At 44.1% G+C, this 25,076-nt stretch carries 21 protein-coding genes; 1 reads left to right on the top strand and 20 read right to left on the bottom strand.

The window, feature by feature from the left end; all coding sequences use genetic code 11:
* Nucleotides 1–82: 82 nt before the first annotated feature.
* From QZZ41_RS03595 to QZZ41_RS03520, 16 genes are all read right to left on the bottom strand, one after another.
* Entirely contained in the window at nt 83–1,180 is a 1,098-nt protein-coding gene (locus tag QZZ41_RS03595; RefSeq protein WP_367267433.1) for an ABC transporter substrate-binding protein, read from the bottom strand.
* Between the two features lie 147 nt (nt 1,181–1,327).
* On the bottom strand, nt 1,328–2,020 hold the full coding sequence (locus QZZ41_RS03590; protein WP_295068291.1) for an AraC family transcriptional regulator: 693 nt from the start codon (nt 2,018–2,020) through the stop codon (nt 1,328–1,330).
* Between the two features lie 50 nt (nt 2,021–2,070).
* On the bottom strand, nt 2,071–3,156 hold the full coding sequence (locus QZZ41_RS03585) for a GntR family transcriptional regulator (RefSeq protein WP_295068289.1): 1,086 nt from the start codon (nt 3,154–3,156) through the stop codon (nt 2,071–2,073).
* A gap of 302 nt (nt 3,157–3,458) precedes the next feature.
* Nucleotides 3,459–6,218 (bottom strand): FtsX-like permease family protein, encoded by a 2,760-nt coding sequence (locus QZZ41_RS03580; RefSeq protein WP_295068286.1) that lies wholly within the window; start codon nt 6,216–6,218, stop codon nt 3,459–3,461.
* A gap of 12 nt (nt 6,219–6,230) precedes the next feature.
* A complete protein-coding gene (locus QZZ41_RS03575; RefSeq protein ID WP_295068283.1) occupies nt 6,231–6,947 on the bottom strand; it encodes an ABC transporter ATP-binding protein in 717 nt (238 codons plus the stop codon).
* A gap of 265 nt (nt 6,948–7,212) precedes the next feature.
* Nucleotides 7,213–9,756 (bottom strand): YfhO family protein, encoded by a 2,544-nt coding sequence (locus QZZ41_RS03570; RefSeq protein ID WP_295068280.1) that lies wholly within the window; start codon nt 9,754–9,756, stop codon nt 7,213–7,215.
* Nucleotides 9,753–10,472, bottom strand: coding sequence for a PIG-L family deacetylase (locus tag QZZ41_RS03565; RefSeq protein WP_295068277.1), 720 nt, complete (start codon nt 10,470–10,472; stop codon nt 9,753–9,755). Before QZZ41_RS03565 ends, QZZ41_RS03570 begins: the two co-directional genes overlap by 4 nt.
* A 533-nt stretch (nt 10,473–11,005) precedes the next feature.
* Nucleotides 11,006–12,346, bottom strand: a complete 1,341-nt coding sequence (locus QZZ41_RS03560) for an FMN-binding protein (protein ID WP_295068274.1) — start codon at nt 12,344–12,346, stop codon at nt 11,006–11,008.
* A 72-nt stretch (nt 12,347–12,418) separates the two neighbouring features.
* The gene (locus QZZ41_RS03555) at nt 12,419–13,945 is read right to left on the bottom strand and encodes a hemoblobin-interacting domain-containing protein (RefSeq protein ID WP_295068271.1); all 1,527 of its coding nucleotides are present in this window, start codon (nt 13,943–13,945) and stop codon (nt 12,419–12,421) included.
* Between the two features lie 12 nt (nt 13,946–13,957).
* Nucleotides 13,958–14,362, bottom strand: coding sequence for a flavodoxin (locus QZZ41_RS03550; protein WP_295068268.1), 405 nt, complete (start codon nt 14,360–14,362; stop codon nt 13,958–13,960).
* A complete protein-coding gene (locus QZZ41_RS03545) occupies nt 14,359–14,937 on the bottom strand; it encodes a DUF3793 family protein (protein WP_295068265.1) in 579 nt (192 codons plus the stop codon). Before QZZ41_RS03545 ends, QZZ41_RS03550 begins: the two co-directional genes overlap by 4 nt.
* Entirely contained in the window at nt 14,924–15,223 is a 300-nt protein-coding gene (locus QZZ41_RS03540) for a DUF2325 domain-containing protein (protein WP_024860593.1), read from the bottom strand. Before QZZ41_RS03540 ends, QZZ41_RS03545 begins: the two co-directional genes overlap by 14 nt.
* 88 nt (nt 15,224–15,311) lie before the next feature.
* Entirely contained in the window at nt 15,312–15,482 is a 171-nt protein-coding gene (locus QZZ41_RS03535) for a FeoB-associated Cys-rich membrane protein (RefSeq protein WP_295068260.1), read from the bottom strand.
* Nucleotides 15,483–15,501: 19 nt separating this feature from the next.
* On the bottom strand, nt 15,502–17,913 hold the full coding sequence (feoB, locus tag QZZ41_RS03530; RefSeq protein ID WP_295068257.1) for a ferrous iron transport protein B: 2,412 nt from the start codon (nt 17,911–17,913) through the stop codon (nt 15,502–15,504).
* Nucleotides 17,914–17,988: 75 nt separating this feature from the next.
* The gene (locus tag QZZ41_RS03525; protein WP_295068254.1) at nt 17,989–18,210 is read right to left on the bottom strand and encodes a FeoA family protein; all 222 of its coding nucleotides are present in this window, start codon (nt 18,208–18,210) and stop codon (nt 17,989–17,991) included.
* A 13-nt stretch (nt 18,211–18,223) separates the two neighbouring features.
* Nucleotides 18,224–18,436: a FeoA family protein gene (locus QZZ41_RS03520; protein ID WP_295068251.1), complete on the bottom strand. Its 213-nt coding sequence runs from the start codon at nt 18,434–18,436 to the stop codon at nt 18,224–18,226.
* Between the two features lie 545 nt (nt 18,437–18,981).
* Between QZZ41_RS03520 and eno the strand changes: the two genes are divergently transcribed.
* The gene (gene eno / locus QZZ41_RS03515) at nt 18,982–20,280 is read left to right on the top strand and encodes a phosphopyruvate hydratase (protein ID WP_295068248.1); all 1,299 of its coding nucleotides are present in this window, start codon (nt 18,982–18,984) and stop codon (nt 20,278–20,280) included.
* 96 nt (nt 20,281–20,376) lie between these two features.
* Here the strand turns inward: eno and QZZ41_RS03510 are convergent, their stop codons facing one another.
* From QZZ41_RS03510 to QZZ41_RS03495, 4 genes are all read right to left on the bottom strand, one after another.
* The gene (locus QZZ41_RS03510) at nt 20,377–21,159 is read right to left on the bottom strand and encodes a ZIP family metal transporter (protein ID WP_295066562.1); all 783 of its coding nucleotides are present in this window, start codon (nt 21,157–21,159) and stop codon (nt 20,377–20,379) included.
* A 108-nt stretch (nt 21,160–21,267) separates the two neighbouring features.
* Entirely contained in the window at nt 21,268–22,065 is a 798-nt protein-coding gene (locus tag QZZ41_RS03505) for a class I SAM-dependent methyltransferase (RefSeq protein ID WP_295066564.1), read from the bottom strand.
* 126 nt (nt 22,066–22,191) lie between these two features.
* The gene (locus QZZ41_RS03500; RefSeq protein WP_295066567.1) at nt 22,192–22,614 is read right to left on the bottom strand and encodes a metal-dependent transcriptional regulator; all 423 of its coding nucleotides are present in this window, start codon (nt 22,612–22,614) and stop codon (nt 22,192–22,194) included.
* 282 nt (nt 22,615–22,896) lie between these two features.
* Nucleotides 22,897–24,966 carry a heavy metal translocating P-type ATPase gene (locus QZZ41_RS03495; protein WP_295068245.1) on the bottom strand — a complete coding sequence of 690 codons (2,070 nt, stop codon included), beginning with the start codon at nt 24,964–24,966 and terminating at the stop codon, nt 22,897–22,899.
* Between the last annotated feature and the right edge of the window lie 110 nt (nt 24,967–25,076).

The raw sequence follows: 25,076 nt of genomic DNA, 5'->3' as shown, positions 1-25,076 counted from the left end.
CTGTAAAATTAGTGCGGTGACTAAATACCCGAACGCGCCACCGCACTTATTTTATTATTATTAATGTCCTGTAAAAATATTATCAGATACCGTAGTTATCTACATCTTCGGCTGTGATAGTCTTTGCATCAAAGCCCTTTTCGTCCATGATAATGGTCTTCTGAGAGAGGGTCTCACCGTTTTCAAGCTTGTCGATAACTTCCTTGATATATGTTGACTGGAAAGGATTGCACTGTCCGTCATAGTTCCAGTTGCCTTTCTGGAGCTCTTCAAGTGCCCACTTGTTGCAGTCAAAGCCTATAATGACTACGTCCTTGTCAACACCGTGTGAGATATTTGCTCTGTCAAGAGCTGCAACTGCGCCCTTAGCCATATCATCATTCTCAGCGTAAATAACGTTGAACTTCTTGCCTGAGTCGATAACAGACTGAACTATCTGCTGCGCCTTTTCAGCATTCCATTCAGCTGTCTGCTGTGTAAGTATGTTCCAGCCCTTTGCTTCAGCAGTTTCAGTGAGAGCTCCCGAACGTCCCTTCTGAGCTGCCGAACCGATCACACCCTGGAGGTGAATGATGTCATATGATGCCAGATCCTGTGATTCAAGCCATTCAACTGCCTGCTGACCTTCCTTTGCCATATCGGAAACGATAGAAGCTTCGTAAAGGCTTTCATCTGCGTCAATTGTACGGTCAAACAGGATAACTCTTGTGCCTGCATCTTTTGCGTCCTTGAGGACTGAATCCCAACCTGCGGTATCAGCAGCCGAGAGAAGCAGGTAATCAACTTCGTCCTGTATGAACTTCTGTGCATAGTTGATCTGCTCTTCGTTTTTCAGACTGTAAGCAAATGATGCGTCAAAGCCGTTTTCCTTTGTGAAAGTTGCTTTCAGATCATTAACGTTAGCTGTACGGTAGCCCGACTCATTAGGATCGTTATTGATAATGCCTATCTTGATAAGATCACCCGATGAACTTCCGCCGCCGTTGTCGTCAGACTCTTTATCAGCAATAGTTGTTTCCGCATCTGTTGCTGCATCTGTTTTCTTTTCAGCCTCTGTTGTACTGTCAGAATTAGATGAACTGCCTGAGTTTGATGATTCGTTTGTGCTTCCGCAGCCTGCCAGCATTGTACCGCAGAGGAGCGTGCTTACTGCCATTGCCAAGACTTTTTTCATTTTCATAATTAAAATTCCTCCATCCGAATTTATTATGTCATTAACGTCCTCGCCGTTAACTTGTATTTACATTATAGCCAATTTGTACATACATCGCAACCGAAAATGTTACACAAAATGTTTATTATTTTTGGAATATCATTACCAGTATATTTACGGACAAATATTGGCACTGTTCTGAAATTGTCTTGGAGTCTGTCCCGTGTATTTCTTGAAAATCTGGCTGAAATACCGATAATCCTTGAATCCGACGTCATAGGCTACCTCATACACCATCTTGGAAGTACAGCATAACAACTCCCGTGCATGAGCTATTCTTGACAGTGCAAGATATTCAAACAAATTCTGACCGTACACCTTTTTGAACTGTGTACTGAGATAGGACGGACTGAGCCCCACAGCGTCTGCAACAACTATAAGCGAAAGCTCATCGTTCATGTAGTTTTTGTCGATGTAATCCTTAGCCTTCGCAACGATACTGCTGCTGCTTCCTTTTGCCGATTCTATGCGCCATTTTATACACTCACGTATAAGTGTATGCAGGAATTTCACAGTATCCTCAACCGTCATAAGCTCATTGCCTATCTCATCGGCAGTACCGAAGGTATTGTAGAATTTTTCACTGCTCACGCCTATTTTCTGAGAAAACGAATAAGCTGTAACGTATATCTCCATACATACGTACAATCTGAGCATAAGCGACTCTATATATGCAAATCCCACATCTTCAAGCAGCGTATCCAGCATATCATCGCAGTTTTCGAGACTTCCGCTTTGCAGCAGTTCCTCTGCCTTTTTGATGTCTATACGTTTGACATCATTGACCTTCTCCATATTTTTTTTCATAATAATACCCCACAAATTCTTTTATACTTCCAAACTCAAACACTTTACACTCAGATACTCTTTACCGATTCACGCACCCTTAACTCAGGGGGAAAAATAATGTCTCCGCTATCCGAAGGATAGGTATTTATCAGGTCTATGAGCTTCTCGGCTGCTGCCTCTCCAAGCTTGCGCTGCGGATGAACAACAGTTGTAAGCGGAACATCGCATATAGAAGCGAACTTCGAGTCGTCTATACCTATTACAGACAAATCGTCAGGAACACTTATGTTATGCTCCTTGCAGAATTTCAAAAGCTTTATGGCTATGTTGTCATTGTAGCAGACAAAAGCCGTAGATTCGCTGATAAGCTCAAGAAGTCTGGTGCAGCCCGAAGTAAATACCGAATTCTTATCCGATGTTGCGAACCACATTACGTTGTCCTCAGCGTTTCTTATACCGTGGGCAATACAACTTTTTGTAAAGCCGCTGTATCGTTTGTGTCCCTGTATATCGTCAAGTGCGAATATTCCTGCGATCTTTTTGTGTCCGCAGTCGAACACCCTGTCTGTAGCTATCCTGCCTGCCGCTTCATCATCAAGGGATACGCACGGACAATCAGACCACGGATATTTTGCATTGAAGAACACAACGGGGATATTCTTTATTTTCAGCTCTTCGTAAAGATCCATATTAGGATTTGGAAGAGCACTCTTTGACGGCTCTACAATAAGTCCCTGAACTCCGCCCGATATCATGCTCTGCAAAGCCTGTCGTTCCTCAGCTCCCCTGTTATGTGTTATGGCAAGCTGCATAGAATAGCCGGAATCGTTGAGTACACTTTCGATGCCCGTAACGATATTCGGGAAAATATAATCATTGAAATACGTGGATATAACACCGATATTTCTTATCTGTCCCGCAGCCGGCTCACTCTTTGTATAGCCTGATGAAACAAAAGCTCCGCTGCCTCTTACGCGGCAGATAATGTTTTCTTTTTCAAGGCAGCTCAGTGCCTGTCTTACTGTCTGACGGCTGACACCGTGTATCTCACACAGTTCCTTTTCTGTCAGAAATCGGTCTTTCGGCTTTAGTTCTCTTGTACTTATATATTTTTTAGTCCATTCGACTATCGCCAAATATTTATAATCTTCCATAGTTACCTCCCAAACCCACATCACACCGGATTTTTCTTCATAATAACACATTATTCATATTTTGTAAATACAACTTGTAACAACTTCCTAAAATTTGTATGCACACACAAAAGATGCTTCCGCTCTTTGTGCAACACGCCAATATTATTTCATGTTTCAACAATACAATTTCTCTGCATTTGCTAAAGTTGTATTGCTTTTGGAACATACAGCTATACATATCAAACATTATCCATAGCATATAAAGGCACATAAAAAGGCTCATGTAACAATTGTACATGAGCCTGTAAATAGTTTTTGTCTTATTCTGCATTTTTCAGTGCAAGTACCTTCGGTATCTTGTGTATGCGAACAAAGTCAAGCACTGTAATGATGAGATATGCCGCAAATACAAGGAGAAACTCCTTTACAAATCCCGAAACAGGAAGTATAAATGCAAACCAGCCGCTCATCTGCATCATGATAAGCTTCCAGAAGAAATCCATAAGCTTATATCCTATGTATATTGCAAGAAATTCCGAGAAGAATACAACTAACGCCGTGGGGATCAGGTACAGCGAGGCTATCTCACCGTTCTCGTAGCCAAGTACCTTAGTCATTGAGATAGAGCGTTCGTTTTTCTCGATTATGACCTTCGTGAGCAGATAGAGTATAATGGCTGCCACTATAAAGCATACATACTGGAAATACTTCATATATGCGCCCATTGATTGATCCAGCTGGTCAGCAACTTTTATCATATCCTGAGAAGTTATTTCCTTTGCGATATATTCCTTGCTGATATCGGTTATCATGCTGTCGGAAATGTATCCGCTGAAATCGTCTGCTTCCTTATCGAATACTCTGTTGAACTGTCCTTGCTCCATGAATACGGCAACACCTGCGGAATAGTCGTATATGTCATGGACCTTCCATCTGTAGTCTTTATGCTCATATTTCTCGGAAAGTGTTATGGTATCACCTGCACTTACACCGTATTTCTCGGCATAAGCCTTTGATATATACACCTCATTATCATCGCACTTGTTCAGCTTTACGTATCTGCTGCCGTTTACGATACCCAAAACTGATACTTCCTCATTATAATCATCAGATTTTCTCTCCAGTGAAGCTATCGAAAAACGTTCAGCTCCGCTGTTGGCAGTTGTTATTATATTTCCGTCCTCGTCCTCAGTACTGCTGAGTATCAGCTGATCCTCGGCAAACATCATATCACCCATGGAGTCCTGATAATATGACAGAGTCTCAGGCATTCCCACTGCCATTGAGATAAGCAGCATAACAAATGTGATACCTACAAAAAGCATTATGTAGTTCGGGATGTTCTGTAAGAACACACGTATCCTGAAACGCTGGAAGAACTTCCATTTCGGCAGTCTTATCGCCTTTTTTCTCTTTTTGCGCTTCAGATCATGACGTAAAAATCTCAGCGGTGAAAGCTTCAGCATCTTTGTTATTACAATGACGTTTATCACAAGCATGAGCACTGTAGGTACAATAGTTGTACGTATAAACGCTTCGGGAGTCCACAGTGTTTCAAAGCTTGGCAGACTGTAGCTGCTGTAGTACATATCTGCAACGATATTCTTGAACAAGGTATAACCGAGAACATTTCCTACAACGGCGGCTATGATAACTATTATCAGCGGAGCACTCATATAATAACGCAGAAGCTCTCCGCGAGTATAGCCCGATGCTCTGAGAGTACCTATTACGGACGACTCCTGTTCAAGAGTAGTGCTGATATTTACCGCAAAAATAAACGCCAGAACTGCTGTAAGGATATATAGAAGTATCTCTCCCATAGCTTTGTCCTTGCCGATATCGTTTCTTGCAAAGCTCATAGCCTGATTTGCGTATGCAGGAACATAGTCCTTTATCTCCATATCCTCGGTATCGGATACAGCTGTTTGCGTAATGAGAGCTTTCAGGAAATTCTCAGACATTTCTTTTTCCTCATACTCGTCAGCAGGCTTTTTGTTATAGGTGAACCCATAGTTTGCAGTTGTATTTGCGTGTATACGCTCAAAGCCTTCCTTCGTGGTCATACCGATGTCGAATGTAAGTGCATCGAACATTGTATCGGTGTTGTTTTCGTATAACGCGCTGTAATCCACAAAGGCAGCAAGTCCGACTACTTCAAAATCTGTATCTCCTACCGAAAGAGTATCTCCGACTTTTATTTTTACATTGTCGGCGTGCATACGGTCAATAAGGATCTCATTCTCATTCTTAGGAGCACGTCCCTTGAGGATATCGTAAAGATCAATGTCACCGCGCTCACCGTAAATGCGGATAGTTCCTGAATAATCGCTGTCTGAAGGGATAGTCTCTTCAGTGTCCTTGTAGAAAAGCTCATAGACCGTAACAGGTACGGGAGTTGTTTCCTCGTTAAGTCCGTAGCGTTCGGCAAGCTCACTGTACTTTTCGTCGATTTCCTTGTCTATCTCCTTTTTGGTTTCGTCCATTGCATCGGACAAAGCTTTTGAGTAGTACTCGGAGTCCTTGGCAGTCTTTATTGCCTCATCGTAAGCCTTGTCATAGTTCTCGGCTATGGCAGTCTCATAAGCAGAGCTTATCATGCTTTCACGCTTTGCCTCGGGAACCTCTGCCCCCATAGCTTTTGCAGCTTCTATCTTCTCATCAACTGCGGCAGTTACCTGTGCTTTTATAGCTTCTCTGACCTGTTCAGCCGCCGTTTCTTCCATTGCTTTATTAACGGCTTTTTCAACTTCATCAGCCGCTTCATCGTAAGCACGTTCACGATATACAGCAGCAACATCAGCGCGCTCACCTGTTTCGATAGCTTTTACCGTGGCTTCATCTGCTTTTTTTGAAAGAGTGAAATGACCGTCCTCACGCTTCATATCCTCAATGCTGTTATCGAGTTTATTGAGCATACTGTTGTTTGCAACGTACATTCCCGACACAAAGCCGATAGTCACGATAAGCATAAGACATATCATCAGATAGCGTTTCCAGTCGCGGAGCATATCCTTCCAGACACGCTTGCGAAGAGGATCTTTCGGACGCTTACCGAAAGAGATCTTTTTCTTCTCCATGTCCGCGCCCCCTTACCAATCTATCTCAGCAGCGGTGAGCTTTTCACTGTTGATATTATCGTGTCTTATCTTTCCGTCGCGGAGCTTTATAACATGGTCTGCCATTTGTTTTATAGCTTCGTTGTGAGTGACCATGATAATGGTATTTCCGTACTTCTGATTAACTTCCTCGATTAGCTGCAATATCTCCTTTGAGGTCTTGTAGTCAAGAGCTCCCGTAGGCTCATCGCAGAGAAGTATATCAGGATTTTTCACGATAGCACGACCTATGGACACTCTCTGCTGCTGACCGCCCGAAAGCTGGTTCGGCAGCTTGTGGCGATGCTCGTAAAGTCCGAGTATTTTAAGCAATTCGTCAATATCCAGCGGCTTATCCGACAAGTAAGCGCCTGTTTCAATATTTTCCTTTACATTAAGGTTAGGGATAAGATTGTACATCTGGAACACATAGCCAAGGTGCTTGCGTCTGTAGCGTGTAAGACTTTTCTCGTCCATTTCCTCCAGCTTATCACCGTTTATTGATATCTCTCCATCGTCTGCACTGTCTATGCCGCCCAGTATATTGAGCAGAGTTGACTTGCCTGAGCCCGAAGGTCCGAGGAGTACGCAAAACTCACCTTTACCTACCGTAAAGTCAAGTCCCTTTAGGACTTCCTGTTTGGTTTCGCCGCTGCCGAAGCTCTTTTTCAGTCCGCTGACCGAAAGAAATTTTTTGTCCTTTTCACTCATAGTGTTTTCCCCCTGTATCATTGATGTCAGCCATTCATTTCAGCAATCGGTTCAGATGAACATATGAATGTCTATTCATATGTTAGCACATATTTACTGATATGTCAAGTGCTTTTTTAGTATTTCGTCAGTTTGGATATTAACAAGTATTATAGTTTGCAGCAATAAGTTAGTATATACAAATATTTATTTTTTAACAATTGATAACATATGAAAATTCCCCGCAGCTGCGGGGAATTTTAAGCTTTTAAGTTCATTGCTTTTATCATGTTTTATGGCTGATATCAGCTTTTTTCCTGCCGCCTGCAATGTCCAGACCTAAACACATTAAAAGCATGATAATGCCAAATACAGAAACTGCTTTTCCGATTGCAAGGAGAGGTGCTTTAAAACGTATCTCTACCTTATGTGAGGAGCTTTTTACAGGGAATCCGAGAAACGCAGTATTTACCCTGACAGGCTTTACCTCTTTCCCGTCTACAGTAACGCTGAAGCCTTCGTTCATGACCAGACTTGTTGCAGCGATGCCGTCATAGTCGGCGGAAATATTTCCAGCTATAACATCGCCGTGAGTTGCGGACATATCTGCCTTGAAAGGTATAAGCTCCGAAGAAGCTGCCGTCAGCTTATCCGCATCGAGAGCATAAGCTTCGATATCAGAAATGCGCACATCTCCTCCTGTGATAATGATATCGAGCTTGTCGCTCATATCCGATATGACATACTCAAAAAAGTTATTGCCGTTTTTGTATTTCCATTCAGGATTGCAAAGGGTATTTTTAATGCCGTTTATATTTATTCTTACATCGCCCTTGTTCTCCCAGCTCATCTTGCCCTTTTCTATGGGATCGGCAACATGAAAGCGCAGCATAAGTATCTTTCCGCAAGCTTTCTCGGGCAGCTTATAGCTGAATTCAGCTATACCGTCATCAGTGCTTATGACCTTTTCGCCGTTCCGCTCTTCCGAAACTGCACTGTTGAAAATGTCGCTCATATCAACAGCTTCAAGCTCAGTGTCAAGCTTCACATCAGGCATATCCTGCGGCACTATAGTATAATTCATAAGCGCAATAATTTTATCGGGATATTTCAGTGTATCATACTGTCTTTCGCTCATTACATCTCTGCGGATGTATGCCATAGGGAAAGCATTCTTATTCTCGTAAAGGTAATATTCTCCGTCATTCTTTATAAGCTCCAAGCCGTAATTTGAAACAGGCTGATTTGTTATGTAATAACGGTCGCCCATAAATGAATTGAAGAATATGTTCTTTGAACGTACAGTCAGTGCGGAATTACGGTATTCATTCTCGTTATACATCTCGTTGAAGTAGAAACTGTTGTAATAGTGCGAATGGAGCGAGGAATAAATGGTATCGCTGTAATGCCGCGGAGAATATACTTTATTCACTGTGTAAAGTCTTCTTGTATCTACTGCCGTGCGGTAGATATCATCGTCGGGCATTTCAGATAACATTTTGTATACTTCCTTTGAATTTGCTGTATCATAGCCTTCTCTTGAAGCAAGCTGGTCGTAGTTGTTTGCGAACAGACATACTACCATAGGTACAGCAAAGGTCAGTACAACAAATATGCTTTTATGAGTTCGGATATAGATATACAAAGCAACTGCAACCACAACTGCGTCTGCCAGATATGCCCCCAGCATAGGGCTCATTCCGCTTATGAAAAAGGATAGTACCGAAAACAGTACGAAAAATACCAGAAACTTTTTGCTTTTGAACTCTGAAAGCCCATTCAGCATATCAGCTGTCAGCGTAAGAGCCATAGGCAGGAACGGAAACAGCACCTTCGGATCGGTATAGAGCGTACCATTGAGCAGATACAGTGTTACAGGGAATATAGGGAACGAAAGTATCAGTATCGCAGCAAAACGCTGGTGCTTTTTCCCCTTGAAAAGATAGTATAATCCTGCAAGCACACCGAAGCCTGACAGTCCCATTGCCGAATTGTAATACGTAAGCTTGTCAAATCTTAATGTTGGCAGGAGTTCCTTTAGTGATACTGCATTTGCCGAAGCATCTCTGTTCTGAGCAAGAAGATATGCAGTGGGGAGAGTCAACACTGCTGATGCGAGCAGTCCTGCTGCTATACAAAGCGAATAGGGTATGAGCTTTTTGAAGCTGATACTACCGTTTTTCTCAAGTATGAGCCATACACCGTACGCAATAACAGCTGCTGCCTCCGCAGGGATAAAATAGTAATTGCACATTGCCGTCAGGAACATTCCTGCTGCCAGCATCGACTTTTTGCCGCTGTGGAAGAACCTTTCAGCTCCATGCAGCGTCATAAGCATGAACGGCATATATGACGTGAACACTATCTGTCTGTGAGTATTGAGTATGAGCGGCACTGACAATACGAAAAATGTAGTCGTGAGCAGGCTTATTGACGGTGTATAGCGTCTGCGCAGAAGCAGATACAGTTCACACTCGGAAACAAGTGCAGCTATAAGCGAAGCCAGCATTATATATATTCCCATAGGTACAAAGGGAAGCAGATACGAAGGAAGTATTATAGGCGAAAGAAAGCCGTAATACGAAAGCGAGAATATACTCTCTCCTCCGCCGATATTAGGTGCATACGAAGGTATGAGCTGCCCCGTATCGTAAAAAAGTGTACGGAAATATTCGGGGATAGCATAATGCTGCGATGCCCAGTCGGTCTGCGAACCATAGACCATGTCAGGCGACAGGAATGCAGGGATTATCAGCATAGTCATAAGCATGAAGGATACAACAGCTATAATATCGCTGCGAAAATTCAGCTTGTCTGTAGTATTTTTCATTTGCTGTACTCCTTCCAGTTCTCAAAAGGAAACATATGAGAAAGCTTTTCCATTGTGCGCTCCTGAGAGGAATAGATGTCGCAGAGCTTCAGCTTTTTCTGCATAACCTCATCAGGTATAACAGAAACGCCTGCCTTTTCGATATCGGAAGCTTTGTAGTAATCTCCGAAGAAATACAGCTTATCTGCACCGCAAGTCTCATTGAACGCCTGAACTGTAAGTTCATTAGTCATCTTATGGTGGATATGACCATACTCCCCCTTGGGGTTATGCGTAACAGCAATATCCCAGTGCTTTGCTGACATAATACGGCTTATATCGGACTCTATGCCTTTTTTAGCGTCAGACCAGTCATCACGCATGAAAAAGACCTTGTCGGGATAGCTGAGTATCAGAGGAGTATTTCCAGACTGCTCAACAGCTCTGCGAAACTCGTCAGCACGTTCGGTATTATAGCCATTAGTGATACATACCACAAGGTAGCCGCCGTCAAGCAAATGAGCTCCGCCCCATATAGTTTCGTCATCAGGATGAGCAACTATCATAAGCTTTGACGCATTGCTGATATCAATATCATCAAGCTGCTCCTGACTTAATGGTGCAGGGATACTCCTTTCTCTTTTTATTCTTATTGCACCGCTGATACCTGAAAATATGCAGAAGCATACTATCAGAAATATCCAGCATTTTAGTTTTGAATTGTTTTTTTCTTTCATTTTATTATTCCCATTGATCGTTTTATTGTTGTTCCATATAACAGCAAAGGCACTAAAACAGTCAAATAGCCCGAATGTTCGGGCTCATACTGCTGTATCATAATTTTTATAGCAAAAGACTTTATCTTAAATTTACTATTTATCCCTCACCTTGCTCAAACGTAAATGCGCAGATGAGATAATTAAAATCAAGCTGAAACCTGTACTGTTATGCTGCGATATGATATCTCGTCATGTGAGATACCATGTATTTATATCACTACCATTATAACCCATAACAAACAAAAAATCAACTTTTTATGTCAAATGCCTTTATATAGCTTAAATATATGCCCTTTTTCACGCCCTGCCGATTTGACCTTAAGGAACTGCCTCTTGTGGTGACGAGCCGAACTGCTCTGAAAAGCGAGATTGAAGAATGGCTGTGAGTATATTTCATAAAAAAACCTTATCCCTGTGATACGGGGATAAGACTTTCTTTTTTTAACGCAAATAAGCTTATATCATGAAACAGCCGTATTTCTCATTTTATGTCAGTTCATCGCCTTTTCCAATGCCTTTCGAGCCGCGTCGATGATACCGTTTGAACTGTATGTTGCTCCCGAGCAGGCATCAATTCCGTCTGCGCTTACCTTTGCTCCTATCTGCGGAATGACCTTATTCATAGCGTCACCGAAATACTCGGGATCGTCATCGTCAGCCCATGCGGAAATACTTGTAATCGCGTCATTTTCAATGCTCAGCTTTACGTGTACCTTTCCTGCATAGCCTTCTGCTTCTCCCTCGTATTCACCGTTCCTGTATTTATATGTGACCTGCGGCTCTGTTGCAGGAGTTTCTTCCTCATGCTGCTCCTGTTCGGGCTCGTCATTATGCTCCTGTTCCTCATGCTTTTCTTCCTCATCTGAGGGAGTCTTTTCGTCCTTTTTATTTGAGGTTGCAGGCTCTGTGACTGTAGTTTTTGATGTTGTGCCCACTGTGGTTTCGGAAGTCTTTTTGCTGTCGCTTGCAGTAGTCACAGCTTCTTCCGTAACGACTGTTGTGGCAGGGGCAAATGTAAAGGTCGCCGCATTTTCACTTACATCAGCCGACGGCTTTGCAGACTTAGTTCCCATACCGTATGAAATAGCTCCCACAAGTGCAAACGACAGGGCAAAAGCGCAGGCACATACTGCGTTTGGGACAAGCTTTTTATCTGGCTTTTTATTTGCAATGTAATACTTCCTGATACGCATTACAGCATAGCCGATGAAAACTGCGCTGTACACAAGTACGCTGAGAAAATAGCCATCTCTTCCCTTCTGAGCCTTTGGTATAAACAGTACAAGGATATGGATATAGATAAGGCCGTAGAAAACATACGCAAAACGCTGTATCTTCTTCCACGTTTTAGCATTCATCTTTTTGCGTATCTTCTTCACTGACATTACCGTCAGCGGTGTCATAATCAATACCATTACGATACATACGATGCTTGTAATAACGAAATCCGAGCCTGTTCTGCCCTTGATAAGGTTTGAGATGTATGTCAGACCATAGGTGATGATGTGCGAGAAAGTAAGTATAGCCGCTGTTATGGAAAGCTCACCGCGTATGGGCATGAGCTTCTTTATGGGAGCTGAACCGTTTGGCAGTGCTCCTGCCCACATGACGACTGCCCAGAATGCAGTGCCCATAGCTCCGCGTGAGAATATCCCGAGAACATAATCTCTGACAAATCTGCTCGATATATTTATGTCTGACTGAGTAATAACTACAGATGTCACGGTCAGCACAGCTGCTGTCACATAAAATGCCGCAGGACATTTTTTCAGCGGCTTGTCAAGACAGAATGCGGTAATAACCGCTATGAAAAGTGCGATCAAAAATAACATATTATTTACCTCTTTACAGTATTTGACCTCCGCAGCATGAGCCGCAGAGGTCATTGTATCATGGAGAGTTAATCAAGATTTCTTCTTTCTGAATACGAATGCAGATGCTCCTGCAATCGCAAGGAATGTAACGGGCAGTGCTGCGCCGCTTACTCCTGTTTTAGGGCTGTCTGTCTTTGAAGCAGTTGTTGTCTTTTTAGCTGTAGTAGTTGTTGCCTTTGCTGTTGTCTTGGATGTTGAAGCTGTATTTGTTGATGTTGTAGTAGATGTAGTAGTTGCTGTTACTGATGCCTGATCATTTATATCAAATTCATAATTCTTCTCATATCCTGTTGCTTCAACAGTGAGTTTGTACTTGCCTGAGCCGTCGAAAACATTTTCCTCGCCCGACTTAGCGTCAAGCTTGATCTCACCTGTCTGAGAGTCAATGACAGTTACACCTCGTCTGCCTGTAGCATACTTCTTTTCGCCAACTGTTACAGATGTGATATTTTTAAGGTAGTTTGCTGCGTCTGTCAGAGAAGCACCGTCTGCAGCCACAAGCTTGCCGTCGGAATACTTAACAGGGATAGCGTCAGTTGTAAGTGTGAAGCTTCCTCTTACGTCGGAATATTTGCCGTTTTCATCGGAAACAGTAAGCGTATATTTACCCGGCTGAGCGTTATTGTAGCTTACTGTATTTTCCGATACTGTAAAACCGTCAGCCACCTCGCCCTTTATCTTGTAATCAGCAGGAAAGGCAGAGTTGTCAAATGTAACAGAGCCTTTGCCCGACTTGCCGCTCTCGACTGTAAGGCTGTCGGCGAACTTTATGGGAAGATATCCATTCTGTCCCGAAAGAGTGCTGTAGCCGTCAAGAGTGATGAATGTTACATCAGTGACAGTCTGTCCCTGAGATGTCTTGTAGTGTTCCGATGACAAAGTATTGCCGTGAGGCTCTTTCTCCTTTATGCCTGTACCCCATGCTATCTGTCCGTTTCGCCAGATATTTTCAAGAGCTCGCATACCATAATCAGTACCCTCTTTTGTCTTTACGATGACACCGTAAATATCACAGTTGGAAGGTATGCCCTTAACGTTTATCTGATAGTCGCCCCAGCTTGTAAGGCTCGATACGGTCATCTCACCGCTGAGAGTTTCAGCTCCGTCTGTATCCACAAGCTTGCCAAAAGAAGCCTTGCCGCTTTCAACTGTAACAGGCTTGTATGCCTTTGGCTTTTCGGAAAGCTCTGTAAAGCCGTATTTATCGGTAAGTGCTTCAAGATCTGCCTTTGCGATCTCAACGGGATAGGTAACGCCCAGTATCTTTCCGCCGCCGTTTTCAGTCTCGGCATTGAATGTACCTGCGGCAAGTCCGCCGCTCTGCCACTTTCCGTCATCGCCCATGCTTCCTGTAGCGTTGCCCTTCCACTTGTTTGTAGTTGCGGAAGAAACTGCGTCAACGGGAACGCTGTTATTAAGCTCTGCTGCATAGAAATCAGCATAAGGGATATTCATTGTGCCGTATACCTTGTCGCCGTCGGCAGCATTAGCTGTGAAAGGAACTGCGGCAGCCGCAAAGCAGGCTGCGGCGCATATAAATGATGTAATTTTCTTCATGCACCTGTCTCCTTATGCAAGCTGTGCAGCAAGCTCTTTAAGCTTTGCAAGATCGTCATCTGAAGCAGCTTCGTTTACAATAAATCCCTCATCGCCGATGAGCTCTGCGCCTACAGCCTTTGTACGGTCATACCAGTTACGCATCCACTCACCATCACCCCAGCCGTATGAGCCGAAAAGAAGCACCTTCTTGCCGCTGAGTGAAGTCTCTATTGATGTGAAGAACGGCTCGAACACATCTTCTTCAAGTACCTCTGCGCCCATTGCAGGACAGCCAAATGCAAAAGCATCATAGTCTGCTGCATTGCCCTTGAACTCTGATACCTCAAAAAGCTCTGCATTTGCACCCTCGGCTGCTGCCTTGGCCATAGCCTCGGTATTGCCTGTACCGCTCCAATAAATTACTGCTGTTTTCATATATTTTCCTCCTTGGAAATAGCCTGAAACAAGTTCAGCCCTTGATTTAATCTATCGAACAGGATATCCCTGCAGCGATCGTAAGTTTTAAATGTCTGCTGTGCCTTTTCGGCGTTATCATAGACCTTCCAGTAACCGCACAGCAGACAGTTCTTTCCGCTGTTACTGATAAAACCTCGGATATCCTCAACGGGATATCCGAGAAATGCTCCTATCTCATGCGGGAAACTTCCGCAGCTTATACGGCATGATAGCCTGCGGAGCTTTTGTTCAATGCTCATATCGCAGGTATAGCCGTATTCTGAAAGGAATTGCTGAACCTGCGGCATACTGAGCCACGCTGTCAGCATTTTCGGGTTGTATATGTATACAAGTGTGCGTTCACGGCATTTGCAGAGCTGTACAGCGATCAATCCTTTTTCAGACAATCCGTCTTTTGAACCGTTAAGATACTCTGCGATTATCCGCTCATTTCTGTCAAATGAAATAAGGTTGGCACACTTTACTCCCAGAAGCGTGGGAGCACTGTGAAATGCAATGGTATTGTCAATACTTCTGCGTTCAACTTCGGACATATTTTTTCCCCTTAATGTCAGTAAGAAGCTGCTTCAGCGCACTTACGCTGGAGCTGTGAACGTGCTCAACAGGCACACCGTTTTTTTCGGAGCTTTTCTTTACTGCTCCAAGCATTTTATGGGAACAAGTCCCCGTGAAAACTACCATAAGATCAGGAGTACCAAGCTTGTTCTCGAAGTCCGCAGGCATTTGAGTGAAGACCTTAGACTTGTGGTTGAATGATTTGCAGATATCCTGATAACGTGTTGCCATGCGGTCATTGCCGCCAACGATTACTATGCTCATTTTTATCTCCTTATATTAGCTTATACTAACATATGTGCTTTTGTATGGGGCGATGTCCGCATCGCCCCGTTGTTATGATGATTGATGTTTATTTTGTATGGCACTTACCGTGCATAGCGCAGTGTTCGCAACCGCAGCCGCATGAACCCTTGCCGCTTTTCCTGTCCTTTATCATCTTTACAATGATAAGTAAGACTACAGCAATGAGTATAAGTGATACGATGATAGTACCAAGATTTTCAGTCAGCCACGCCAGCATATTACCACTCCTTTAAGCTTTACGCTTTTACCTTTACATTGCCCTTGAGCTTTGAAGCTTCGTGATACTTCTTCACAAAGAGCATATAACACATGAATACAAGTATTGCAGCTGCTGCGACAACTCCGATAATGTTTGACTCGCCTGTAAAAAGTCCGCCGAACTGTGTTATCATAAGTGCAACAGCATAAGCAAATCCACACTGATAAATGATAGCAAATGCCGTCCATTTTGCGTTGTTCATCTCACGCTTGATAGCTCCGATAGCTGCAAAGCACGGTGCGCAGAGAAGATTGAACACAAGGAACGAGAATCCAGTGATGCTTGTGAACTTTGATGCAAGTGTCTGCCATACAGTTCCATCGCCTCCGCCGTAAAGAACTCCCATAGTTCCGACGATATTTTCCTTTGCAACGAGACCTGTGATAGATGCAACGGCTGCCTGCCAGTTGCCCCAGCCCAGAGGTGAGAATATCCACGCGATAAGCGAGCCGAAGCTTGCAAGGAGCGAGCTGTCAAGCTGATCCTCTTCAAGCATTTTAAAGCTGCCGTCAACTGTTCCGAAGCGTGACAGGAACCAGATGATGATAGTTGAAATAAGTATGATAGAGCCAGCCTTTTTGATGAAGGACCAGCCGCGCTCCCACATTGAGCGGAGAACATTGCTGAGTGTAGGCATATGGTATGCAGGGAGCTCCATAACGAACGGTGCAGGCTCGCCTGAGAACATAGCCGTCTTTTTCAGCATGATACCCGATATAATTATAGCAGCCATACCGATGAAGTAAGCCGATACCGAAATAAGCGGTGAACCGCCGAAAATAGCTCCTGCTATCATTGCGATGAACGGTACTTTCGCACCGCATGGAATGAATGTGGTAGTGATGATAGTCATACGTCTGTCGCGCTCATTTTCGATAGTTCTTGAAGCCATGATGCCGGGAACTCCACAGCCTACGCCTACGAGCATAGGAATGAAGGATTTACCCGAGAGACCGAACTTTCTGAACACACGGTCGAGCACGAATGCGATACGAGCCATATATCCGCAGGCTTCAAGGAAAGCAAGCAGGAAGAACAGCACTAACATCTGTGGTACAAATCCGAGAACTGCTCCCACACCTCCTATGATACCTTTAATAATAAGTCCCTTTAACCATTCGGCAGCCCCTATCTTGCCAAGACCTTTTTCTGCCAGATCAGGGATACTTGGTACGAATACGCCGTAGTCCGCAGGATCGGGCTCTTCACCGATACGCTCAATAGTTGCAAGCGCATCGTTGTAGTCCTCGATAGTTGCAGTTTCATCTGTTGTTTCGAGAGTTTCCTCGTCCTCGACAGAGTAAGTGAACTCGCCTTCGGGAGGTGCACCGTTTTCCTCGATGTATGCGTCATAGCCATCGATTATCTGCTGTGCGCCTGCATATTCATCTGCAATTTCAGAATACTTTGATGAACCGATACCGAAAAGGTGGAAGCCTTCGTCAAAGAGATTATCATTAGTCCAGTCCGTAGCCCAAGCTCCCGGACCTTTCATTGCAATGAGATATACAAGTGTCATTATCACTGCAAATATAGGAAGTCCAAGCCAGCGGTTTGTAACGATCTTGTCTATCTTATCAGAAGCTGTAAGGCTGCCTGCGTTTTTCTTCCTGTAGCAGGCCTTTATAACTTCAGCTATATAGATGTAACGCTCATTGGTGATGATGCTCTCAGCGTCATCGTCAAGTTCCTTTTCAGCAGCAACGATATCATCTTCTATATGCTTATGTATGTTTTCCGAGATATTCAGCTTCTCCAGCACCTTTTCATCGCGCTCGAATACCTTGATAGCGTACCAACGCTGCTGCTCTTCGGGCATATCGTGGAGTACAGCTTCTTCGATATGAGCGATAGCGTGTTCAACAGGACCGCTGAATGTGTGCTGTGGAATAGTCTTGCTGTTTCTGGCAGCAGCTATTGCAGCCTCGGCAGCTTCATCAACTCCCGTACCTTTCAGTGCGGATATCTCAACTATCTTGCAGCCCAGCTGCTTTGAAAGCTCGTCTATCTTTATTTTGTCCCCGTTTTTGTTTACCACATCTATCATATTGATAGCAATAACTACAGGTATTCCAAGTTCAACGAGCTGAGTTGTCAGGTAGAGGTTACGTTCAAGGTTTGTGCCGTCTATGATATTGAGTATAGCGTCTGGTCTGGTTTCTATAAGGTAGTTTCTTGCAACGACTTCTTCGAGAGTATAGGGTGATAAAGAATAGATACCCGGCAGATCGGTGATGATAACATCACTGTGCTTTTTCAGCTTTCCCTCCTTCTTCTCAACAGTAACTCCGGGCCAGTTTCCAACGAACTGATTTGAACCCGTAAATGCATTGAACAGAGTGGTCTTGCCTGCATTAGGGTTGCCTGCAAGTGCTATTCGCAGTTCCATTTATATCTTCCTTTCGTGTTATTTGAAACTAACATATTGTTAAAATTCAAGGACTTTGCACAGTCCTTGTTATAGTTATTCGACCTCGATAAGCTCAGCGTCTGCCTTTCTGAGCGAAAGCTCATAGCCGCGCACCTTTATCTCAATCGGATTGCCAAGCGGAGCGACCTTGCGGACGAATACCTCTGTACCCTTTGTAAGTCCCATATCCATGATACGGCGTTTTATTGCCCCCTCGCCGTGAAGCTTCTTGACCTTTGCAGTCGCACCCACAGCAGTTTCTCTAAGTGTTTTCATATTCTCACTCCTATCAGACCATTATTCTCCGTGCCATATCCGCACCGATAGCGATGCGTGACTCCTTCACCTTAACGATGACATTTTCCCCAAGCACGTTTATTAGCTTGACTGTTCCTCCCACTGTAAATCCCAGATTTTCAAGATGCTGACGTATCTCGGGAGTACCTCCCAGCTTCTTGATAGTCAGTTCCTTTTCGGGCTCTGCTGAACTTAACGGCATCATTTTTCATCCTTCCGTTTCATTTATTATTTTGTATTCAGTTATGTAGAGAATATTTAATTATGGGTTAGCGCTATATAACATATTTATATTATCACCACTACTGCTATTTGTCAACCATTTAAAAGTTGTTTTACATAATGTTTGTATACAGTAACATATTGTGAGCGTTGACTAACATTTTTTTGGTTACTAAGTATATAATTCAGCATTTCATTAATTATCGGCATGATCTGAAGTTTTCAAGCTATGAAGCCGATTTGTCTGATATTTTGGTCTATAATTTTTATACACATTCAGTCAATTCCGACACTATAATCGCCAAATGTCCATTCCATTATATTAGTATTCACAAACTAATAAATATCCATTGACAAAAATGTTGTGCAATGATATAATAATTATGTTAGTTAATTCTAACAGAATAAATCATTATAGCAGGCTCCTTTCAGGTTTAAAAATGATAAGGTACGAACATCCTGCATACAAGAGCCTGCAACGTCAATAATGTGTTTACCACATTAAATATATCAAAACAGGAGAAAACTATGGACTATTTAGAAATTGAAAAGGTCGTTGGACGCGAGATACTGGACTCACGCGGAAATCCTACTGTAGAAGCTGAGATAACTCTCGCTGACGGAACAGTCGCAAGAGGAACTGCTCCAAGCGGTGCGTCAACAGGCGAATTTGAAGCACTTGAGCTCCGTGACGGCGGTGAACGTTACCTCGGAAAAGGTGTAACAAAGGCAGTTGAGAACATCAACACTGTTATTGCCGAAACTATCACAGGTATGGACGCTTCCGACATTTACGCAATTGACGCAGCTATGATAAAGGCTGACGGCACAAAGGACAAGTCAAAGCTTGGCGCAAATGCTATACTTGCCGTATCTATCGCCTGTGCAAGAGCAGCTGCCGCTTCGCTCGATATTCCGCTTTACCGTTTCCTCGGCGGTATTCAGGGCACTAAACTCCCTGTACCTATGATGAACATTCTCAACGGCGGTGCTCACGCTGACAGTGCTGTTGACACTCAGGAATTCATGATAATGCCTGTTGGAGCTCCCACATTCAAGGAAGCTTTGCGCTGGTGTGCTGAGGTGTTCCATGCACTGAAAAAGCTGCTTAAAGATATGGGCGACGTTACAGCAGTCGGTGATGAGGGCGGCTTTGCTCCAAACAAACTCACAAGCGATGAAGAGGCTATCGAAAAGATACTTGAGGCTGTGAAAGCGGCAGGCTTTGAGCCCGGTAAGGACTTTATGATCGCTATGGACGCTGCATCCTCAGAGTGGAAGAGCGAAAAAGGCAAGGGCTTCTACAAGCAGCCAAAGTCAGGCAAGGAATTCACTTCCGATGAGCTTATCGCTCACTGGGAAGCACTTGTTGACAAGTACCCGATCATATCTATCGAGGACGGTCTCGACGAGGAGGACTGGGAAGGCTGGCAACGAATGACCGCTAAGATCGGTCACAAGGTACAGCTTGTCGGTGATGATCTTTTCGTTACAAATACAGAGCGTCTTGCAAAGGGTATATCTCTCGGCGCAGGCAACTCCATACTCATCAAGCTCAATCAGATAGGCTCGGTCTCCGAGACTCTCGAAGCTATAAAAATGGCTCACAAGGCAGGATATACAGCTATTTCTTCTCATCGTTCGGGTGAAACGGCAGATACAACTATCGCCGATCTCGCAGTCGCACTTAACACCTGCCAGATAAAGACAGGTGCGCCCTCACGTTCGGAGCGTGTTGCAAAATACAACCAGCTTCTCCGCATTGAGGAACAGCTTGGTGCTGCTGCCTGCTACCCCGGTATGGGAGCTTTCAACGTTAAGAAGTGAGCATACGATACTGATATCTTCATGGACCTTCCTATTTTTTTATAACAAAACTCGCCTGTACTTTTCGGTACAGGCGAGTTTGCATTATATACGCTTTTATCCGAGTGCAACATCAAGTATCATCATGAGTGTAAATCCTACAGAAAACATGATAACGCCGATATTTGAATGTTCACCCTCTGACATTTCCGGTATGAGCTCCTCAACGACAACATATATCATAGCACCTGCGGCAAAGCTCAATAAATATGGCATTGCAGGCAGGAACAGTCCTGCAAACATAATCGTGAGTGCTGCACCTATCGGTTCAACTATTCCTGAAAGTACACCGTCCGCAAATGCTCTGCCTTTGCTTTTCCCCTCAGCATGAAGCGGCATGGAAATGATCGCACCTTCGGGGAAATTCTGTATTGCAATTCCAAGAGCCAATGCAAACGCTCCACCCGATGTCATATCAGATGAGCCCGCCAGAAAGCCTGCATAAACTATACCTACAGCCATTCCCTCAGGGATATTATGGAGAGTTACAGCAAGCACCATCATAGTCGTTCTCGCAAGTCGTGATGGTACTCCCTCCGCTTTTTCAGCATTCATATGCAGATGAGGTATAACACTGTCAAGAAGCAGAAGAAAAAGTATACCGCACCAGAAGCCGATAACAGCAGGCAGAAAAGCAAGTTTGCCCATACCGTCCGACATATCCATTGCAGGAATGATAAGGCTCCATATCGAAGCAGCTGTCATAATACCTGCTGCAAAGCCTGTCAACGCTCGCTGTATTTGTTTGCTCAGGCTGTGCTTCATGAAGAAGACACAGGCTGAACCGACCGCTGTACCAAGAAACGGCAGCAGCAATCCTGTTGTAACTTCTCTTTGCATAATAAACTACCTTTCTTTATCTTATCAGCTGTCATAATGTAAATAGCCTGCCGCAGAGCTTTATAAACGGATCAAGCAAAACTGTGCAATAACGGTTTCAGAATAAAGTTACCATGTGAAAGTCGCCCAGCGGTCATTTAACTTTGGCAGCAAAAGCGCAAAAAGCTTCGCACGAATACTGTATTTTTTCATTTCTTCATTGAAGCTGTGTTCTTCCACGAACTGTATACCGTCAGTCAGATCAGCTATCTCCTGCCCCGAATCCGTACCAGACACGAAGTGGGCATTTGTGTTTTTTACGGTATCATGGTGCTTTTCGTTTTTCTGCATCATCTTGCAGTTCTGCTCTGCGATAAGAGTACCGCCGTCAGGGAAATTATTTTTCAGCACTTCGAGAAATGTACGTATCTGTTCAAGCGTCAGGTACATAAATAATCCCTCAGCGATGATAACAGGCTTTGACTTTCTGCCTGCAAGTGACTCCCTTACCTGTCCGCACCAGCTGTCCTCCAATGCACTTCCTGCGATCATGGTAACACGTTCACGCTCAGGAAAAGCCTTTCTTCTTGCAGCTATCGCATCGGGAAGATCAAGATCGAACCACAGTATTTTTCCGTTATCGACTCTGGAAAAACGATCATCAAAGCCTGCTCCCACATTTACGATAACGGTATCAGGATCTCTTTTAATGATACCTTTTAGCTGACGGTCGAGCATGATCGTTCTTGCAACAATACCTTCGTGGGACATGAATTTATCATACTTCGCTGTATCTATGTTCAGCGTTCTGATGATATCGACAGCCATATTGTCCCTGATACGTGCATTTTTCCGCAGCGTCTCACTTGCCTTGACTGCAAGCGGGATAAGTGCAGTAGTTTGCACATCACCTAATTTAAGTTCCATAATAAATACTCCTTTTTTAATTTTATTCCATGCCTTTAAGCACTTCGACCATGTCTTTTATTCCATACACCCGATCATTCGGGTACAACTTATGTATTCTGATGATTTTAAGTTAGTAAATACAAACTACATATCAAAAAATAATTCCTTAAACCCGCTATTCTCTTGTGATACGATCTCGGGGTGATTATGAAGAAAGAAGTCCAAAAGTGCTTTATATGACTCATCGCCCATACTGTGTTCCATTTTACACGCATCGATTTTCGCGTTTTCTTCTCCAACTCCCATATATCGGAGCATCAAAAGGAAAAAACAATATCTTCCTTTTATTTTTTTAGCCAGCTCTATGCCTTTCCTTGTAAGAATTATATTGTAGCTGTTGGTACACTCGATATATCCCTCTTTTTCAAGCTCATGCACAGCAATACTTACTGTTGGTTTTGAAACACCGAGCTCCCCGACAATATCAATGCCTCTTGCACTGCCGCACGTTTCCTGGATTTTTAATATTGTTCTGAGATAATTTTCCGTTTTTTCTTTTCCAAGCATTAAAGCACATCCTTTTTTTATTTAAAGATCATCATACACAAGACAGCTGATATTGAAAATATACTTGTTAGTATATAATAACTTCCCAAAACAAATTATATCACATATCTATCGTCTTGTCAATATGTATCGCAAGAAGCCGTTAAAAAATCCCGAAAAGCGAACCAATACGTAATCCAGCCATTATCCATTAGCCGTTGGTAGGATACTATGCTGATAGCTTTCGCTGTAAAAATTTAAACGTTCAGGAATAAATATCCTGAGCGTTTCATTATATCCGATCTATTTCAGCTCTGTCATACTTTTCAAGCCTATGGCAAGAGTTGAAGCATTATGCAGCAGCGCAGATGTTGCTGGCGGCAGTACTCCCAGAACACCAAGTCCGATAAGTCCACCGTTGAAGCCTATTATCGTGCGATAATTCCAGCCAATGCGCTTCATCAGAGCATTGCTCATGCGTTTCAGCTCCACAAGTGCGTAAAGATCGTCGGCAGATATGGTTATGTCCGCTATTTCACGAGCAATGGCAGCTCCCGTGCTTATGGCTATACCTGCATCAGCCTCGCTCAGTGCAGGAGAATCGTTCACGCCGTCGCCTATCATTACGACCTTGCGCCCTGCCTCATGCTCGGCTCTTATAAACGCAGCCTTGTCCTCGGGAAGTACTTCTGCATGATACTCGTCAACTCCAACTTTTTCAGCGACCGCCTTTGCTGTACGTTCGTTGTCTCCCGTCATCATAACTACACGGGATATGCCGTATTCGTGGAGCTTCTTCACCACATCGGCAGCTTCCTCACGGAGCGGATCTTCAATACATATTACAGCTGCAACTTCTCCGCCTATGGCGAGATACAGGTGTGAATACTCCTTTGGTAGATGTCTGAAAATACGCTCATCGGGCGGAGTGCAGCCCTCGTCCTCGATAATGAAATGGTGACTTCCGATGAGTACACGCTCATTCTCCACCATGCTTGAAATACCATGTGCCACCACATACTCGACCTTCGAGTGGAACTCCTCATGCTCAAGCCCTTTCTCGGCTGCCTCAGCTACAACAGCATTTGCGATAGAATGAGGATAATGTTCCTCAAGACAGGCTGCCAGACGCAGCATTTCGTCCTCATCGCGTCCGCCGAAGGTTATTACCTGAGCAACTCTCGGACTTGAATGAGTAAGCGTTCCCGTCTTGTCAAAAACTATTGTATCAGCCTCCGCAACAGCTTCAAGGAAACGTCCGCCCTTGACGGTTATCCCCTCTCGGCTGCAATCACGCATAGCGGAAAGTACTGATATAGGCATTGCAAGCTTAAGAGCGCAGGAGAAGTCCACCATAAGTATGGACAACGCCTTTGCAGCGTTTCGTGTCAGCAGCCATGTGAGCAGTGTACCGCCAAGGCTCCACGGTACAAGCTTATCCGCAAGATGCGAAGCCTTGTCCTCGGCGGAGGATTTAAGCTTCTCGGACTCCTCTATCATCTTGACGATACGATCATATCGTCCGCCGCCAGCGGTATTCTCCACACATACAGTACACTCGCCGTCCTCAACAACTGTTCCTGCGTAGACGTAAGCACCTTCGCTCTTGTGAACAGGCACAGATTCGCCCGTCATGGAGGACTGATTTACCATAGCGTCACCCGAAATGACCTTGCCGTCAAGAGGTATCATAGAGCCTGTTCTGACTACTATCATATCGCCCTTGCGTACTTCGTTGACAGACACGAGAACTTCCTGACCGTCAGCAGTTTTTGTCCACACCTGTTCTACTCCGAGAGACATGGTGCGCGCAAGGTCGTCAATGGACTTTCTGTGTGTCCACTCGTCAAGTATATCGCCAACATTCAGCAGGAACATCACCGAGCCTGCGGTCTTGAAATCACCGCGGAGAAGCGAAACCCCGATAGCAGTAGCGTCAAGTACTGACACTTCAAGCTTGCCTTTAAGCAAGCATTTCATTCCACGAAATATGTACCTTGCAGCTTTTATGACAGCAATTATCCTGCGAATGGGCTGCGGCAGTATCAGCTTGTTGATACCTCTTCTTATAACGACAGCCGCCAGCTTTTCCTCATAATGCTTATTCAGTTTTCTGCCTGTCTGCTCGGGTACAAGAGATAAGTTTTTCTCATCATCGAAAGAGAAACATGAGAGCTTCTGCACGATCTTGTCCCTGTCACAGTTGTAGGCAATGACCACATCGCAGGTGCGGTCGAACACCTGAACTCTCGTTACTCCTACCACAGCAGAAAGTGCATATTCCGCAATATCCGCCTGCTTTACAGTCATTCGCTTTATGCAGAAGCGGACTCGCATACGCCCTCTTGTTTCATGAAGTATCTTGCATTTCATATTATATCCTCCTATAAAAACAGGTCGGAGGGGAGCCCCCTCAGGCGGCTCGTGGCATAAAATTACCGAGCCCATAGTTTTAGACTCGGTAACCCGCTTTTTTGCCAACA

This window comes from Ruminococcus sp. (assembly GCF_016283395.1).
Note: the sequence above shows the minus strand (reverse complement) of the source record. Positions and strands in the feature narration are given on the sequence as shown.

Bases quoted from the DNA above. Each gene is read 5' to 3' on its own strand.
- feoB (WP_295068257.1), bottom strand. From the start codon at position 17,913: ATGGAACTGCGAATAGCACTTGCAGGCAACCCTAATGCAGGCAAGACC.
- QZZ41_RS03575 (WP_295068283.1), bottom strand. From the start codon at position 6,947: ATGAGTGAAAAGGACAAAAAATTTCTTTCGGTCAGCGGACTGAAAAAG.
- QZZ41_RS03560 (WP_295068274.1), bottom strand. From the start codon at position 12,346: ATGTTATTTTTGATCGCACTTTTCATAGCGGTTATTACCGCATTCTGT.
- QZZ41_RS03525 (WP_295068254.1), bottom strand. From the start codon at position 18,210: ATGAAAACACTTAGAGAAACTGCTGTGGGTGCGACTGCAAAGGTCAAG.
- QZZ41_RS03545 (WP_295068265.1), bottom strand. From the start codon at position 14,937: ATGTCCGAAGTTGAACGCAGAAGTATTGACAATACCATTGCATTTCAC.
- QZZ41_RS03580 (WP_295068286.1), bottom strand. From the start codon at position 6,218: ATGGAGAAGAAAAAGATCTCTTTCGGTAAGCGTCCGAAAGATCCTCTT.
- QZZ41_RS03520 (WP_295068251.1), bottom strand. From the start codon at position 18,436: ATGATGCCGTTAAGTTCAGCAGAGCCCGAAAAGGAACTGACTATCAAG.
- QZZ41_RS03585 (WP_295068289.1), bottom strand. From the start codon at position 3,156: ATGGAAGATTATAAATATTTGGCGATAGTCGAATGGACTAAAAAATAT.
- QZZ41_RS03535 (WP_295068260.1), bottom strand. From the start codon at position 15,482: ATGCTGGCGTGGCTGACTGAAAATCTTGGTACTATCATCGTATCACTT.
- QZZ41_RS03555 (WP_295068271.1), bottom strand. From the start codon at position 13,945: ATGAAGAAAATTACATCATTTATATGCGCCGCAGCCTGCTTTGCGGCT.
- QZZ41_RS03565 (WP_295068277.1), bottom strand. From the start codon at position 10,472: ATGAAAGAAAAAAACAATTCAAAACTAAAATGCTGGATATTTCTGATA.
- QZZ41_RS03505 (WP_295066564.1), bottom strand. From the start codon at position 22,065: ATGGAACTTAAATTAGGTGATGTGCAAACTACTGCACTTATCCCGCTT.
- QZZ41_RS03550 (WP_295068268.1), bottom strand. From the start codon at position 14,362: ATGAAAACAGCAGTAATTTATTGGAGCGGTACAGGCAATACCGAGGCT.
- QZZ41_RS03500 (WP_295066567.1), bottom strand. From the start codon at position 22,614: ATGCTTGGAAAAGAAAAAACGGAAAATTATCTCAGAACAATATTAAAA.
- QZZ41_RS03595 (WP_367267433.1), bottom strand. From the start codon at position 1,180: ATGAAAATGAAAAAAGTCTTGGCAATGGCAGTAAGCACGCTCCTCTGC.
- QZZ41_RS03540 (WP_024860593.1), bottom strand. From the start codon at position 15,223: ATGAGCATAGTAATCGTTGGCGGCAATGACCGCATGGCAACACGTTAT.
- QZZ41_RS03510 (WP_295066562.1), bottom strand. From the start codon at position 21,159: ATGCAAAGAGAAGTTACAACAGGATTGCTGCTGCCGTTTCTTGGTACA.
- QZZ41_RS03590 (WP_295068291.1), bottom strand. From the start codon at position 2,020: ATGAAAAAAAATATGGAGAAGGTCAATGATGTCAAACGTATAGACATC.
- QZZ41_RS03570 (WP_295068280.1), bottom strand. From the start codon at position 9,756: ATGAAAAATACTACAGACAAGCTGAATTTTCGCAGCGATATTATAGCT.
- QZZ41_RS03495 (WP_295068245.1), bottom strand. From the start codon at position 24,966: ATGAAATGCAAGATACTTCATGAAACAAGAGGGCGTATGCGAGTCCGC.
- eno (WP_295068248.1), top strand. From the start codon at position 18,982: ATGGACTATTTAGAAATTGAAAAGGTCGTTGGACGCGAGATACTGGAC.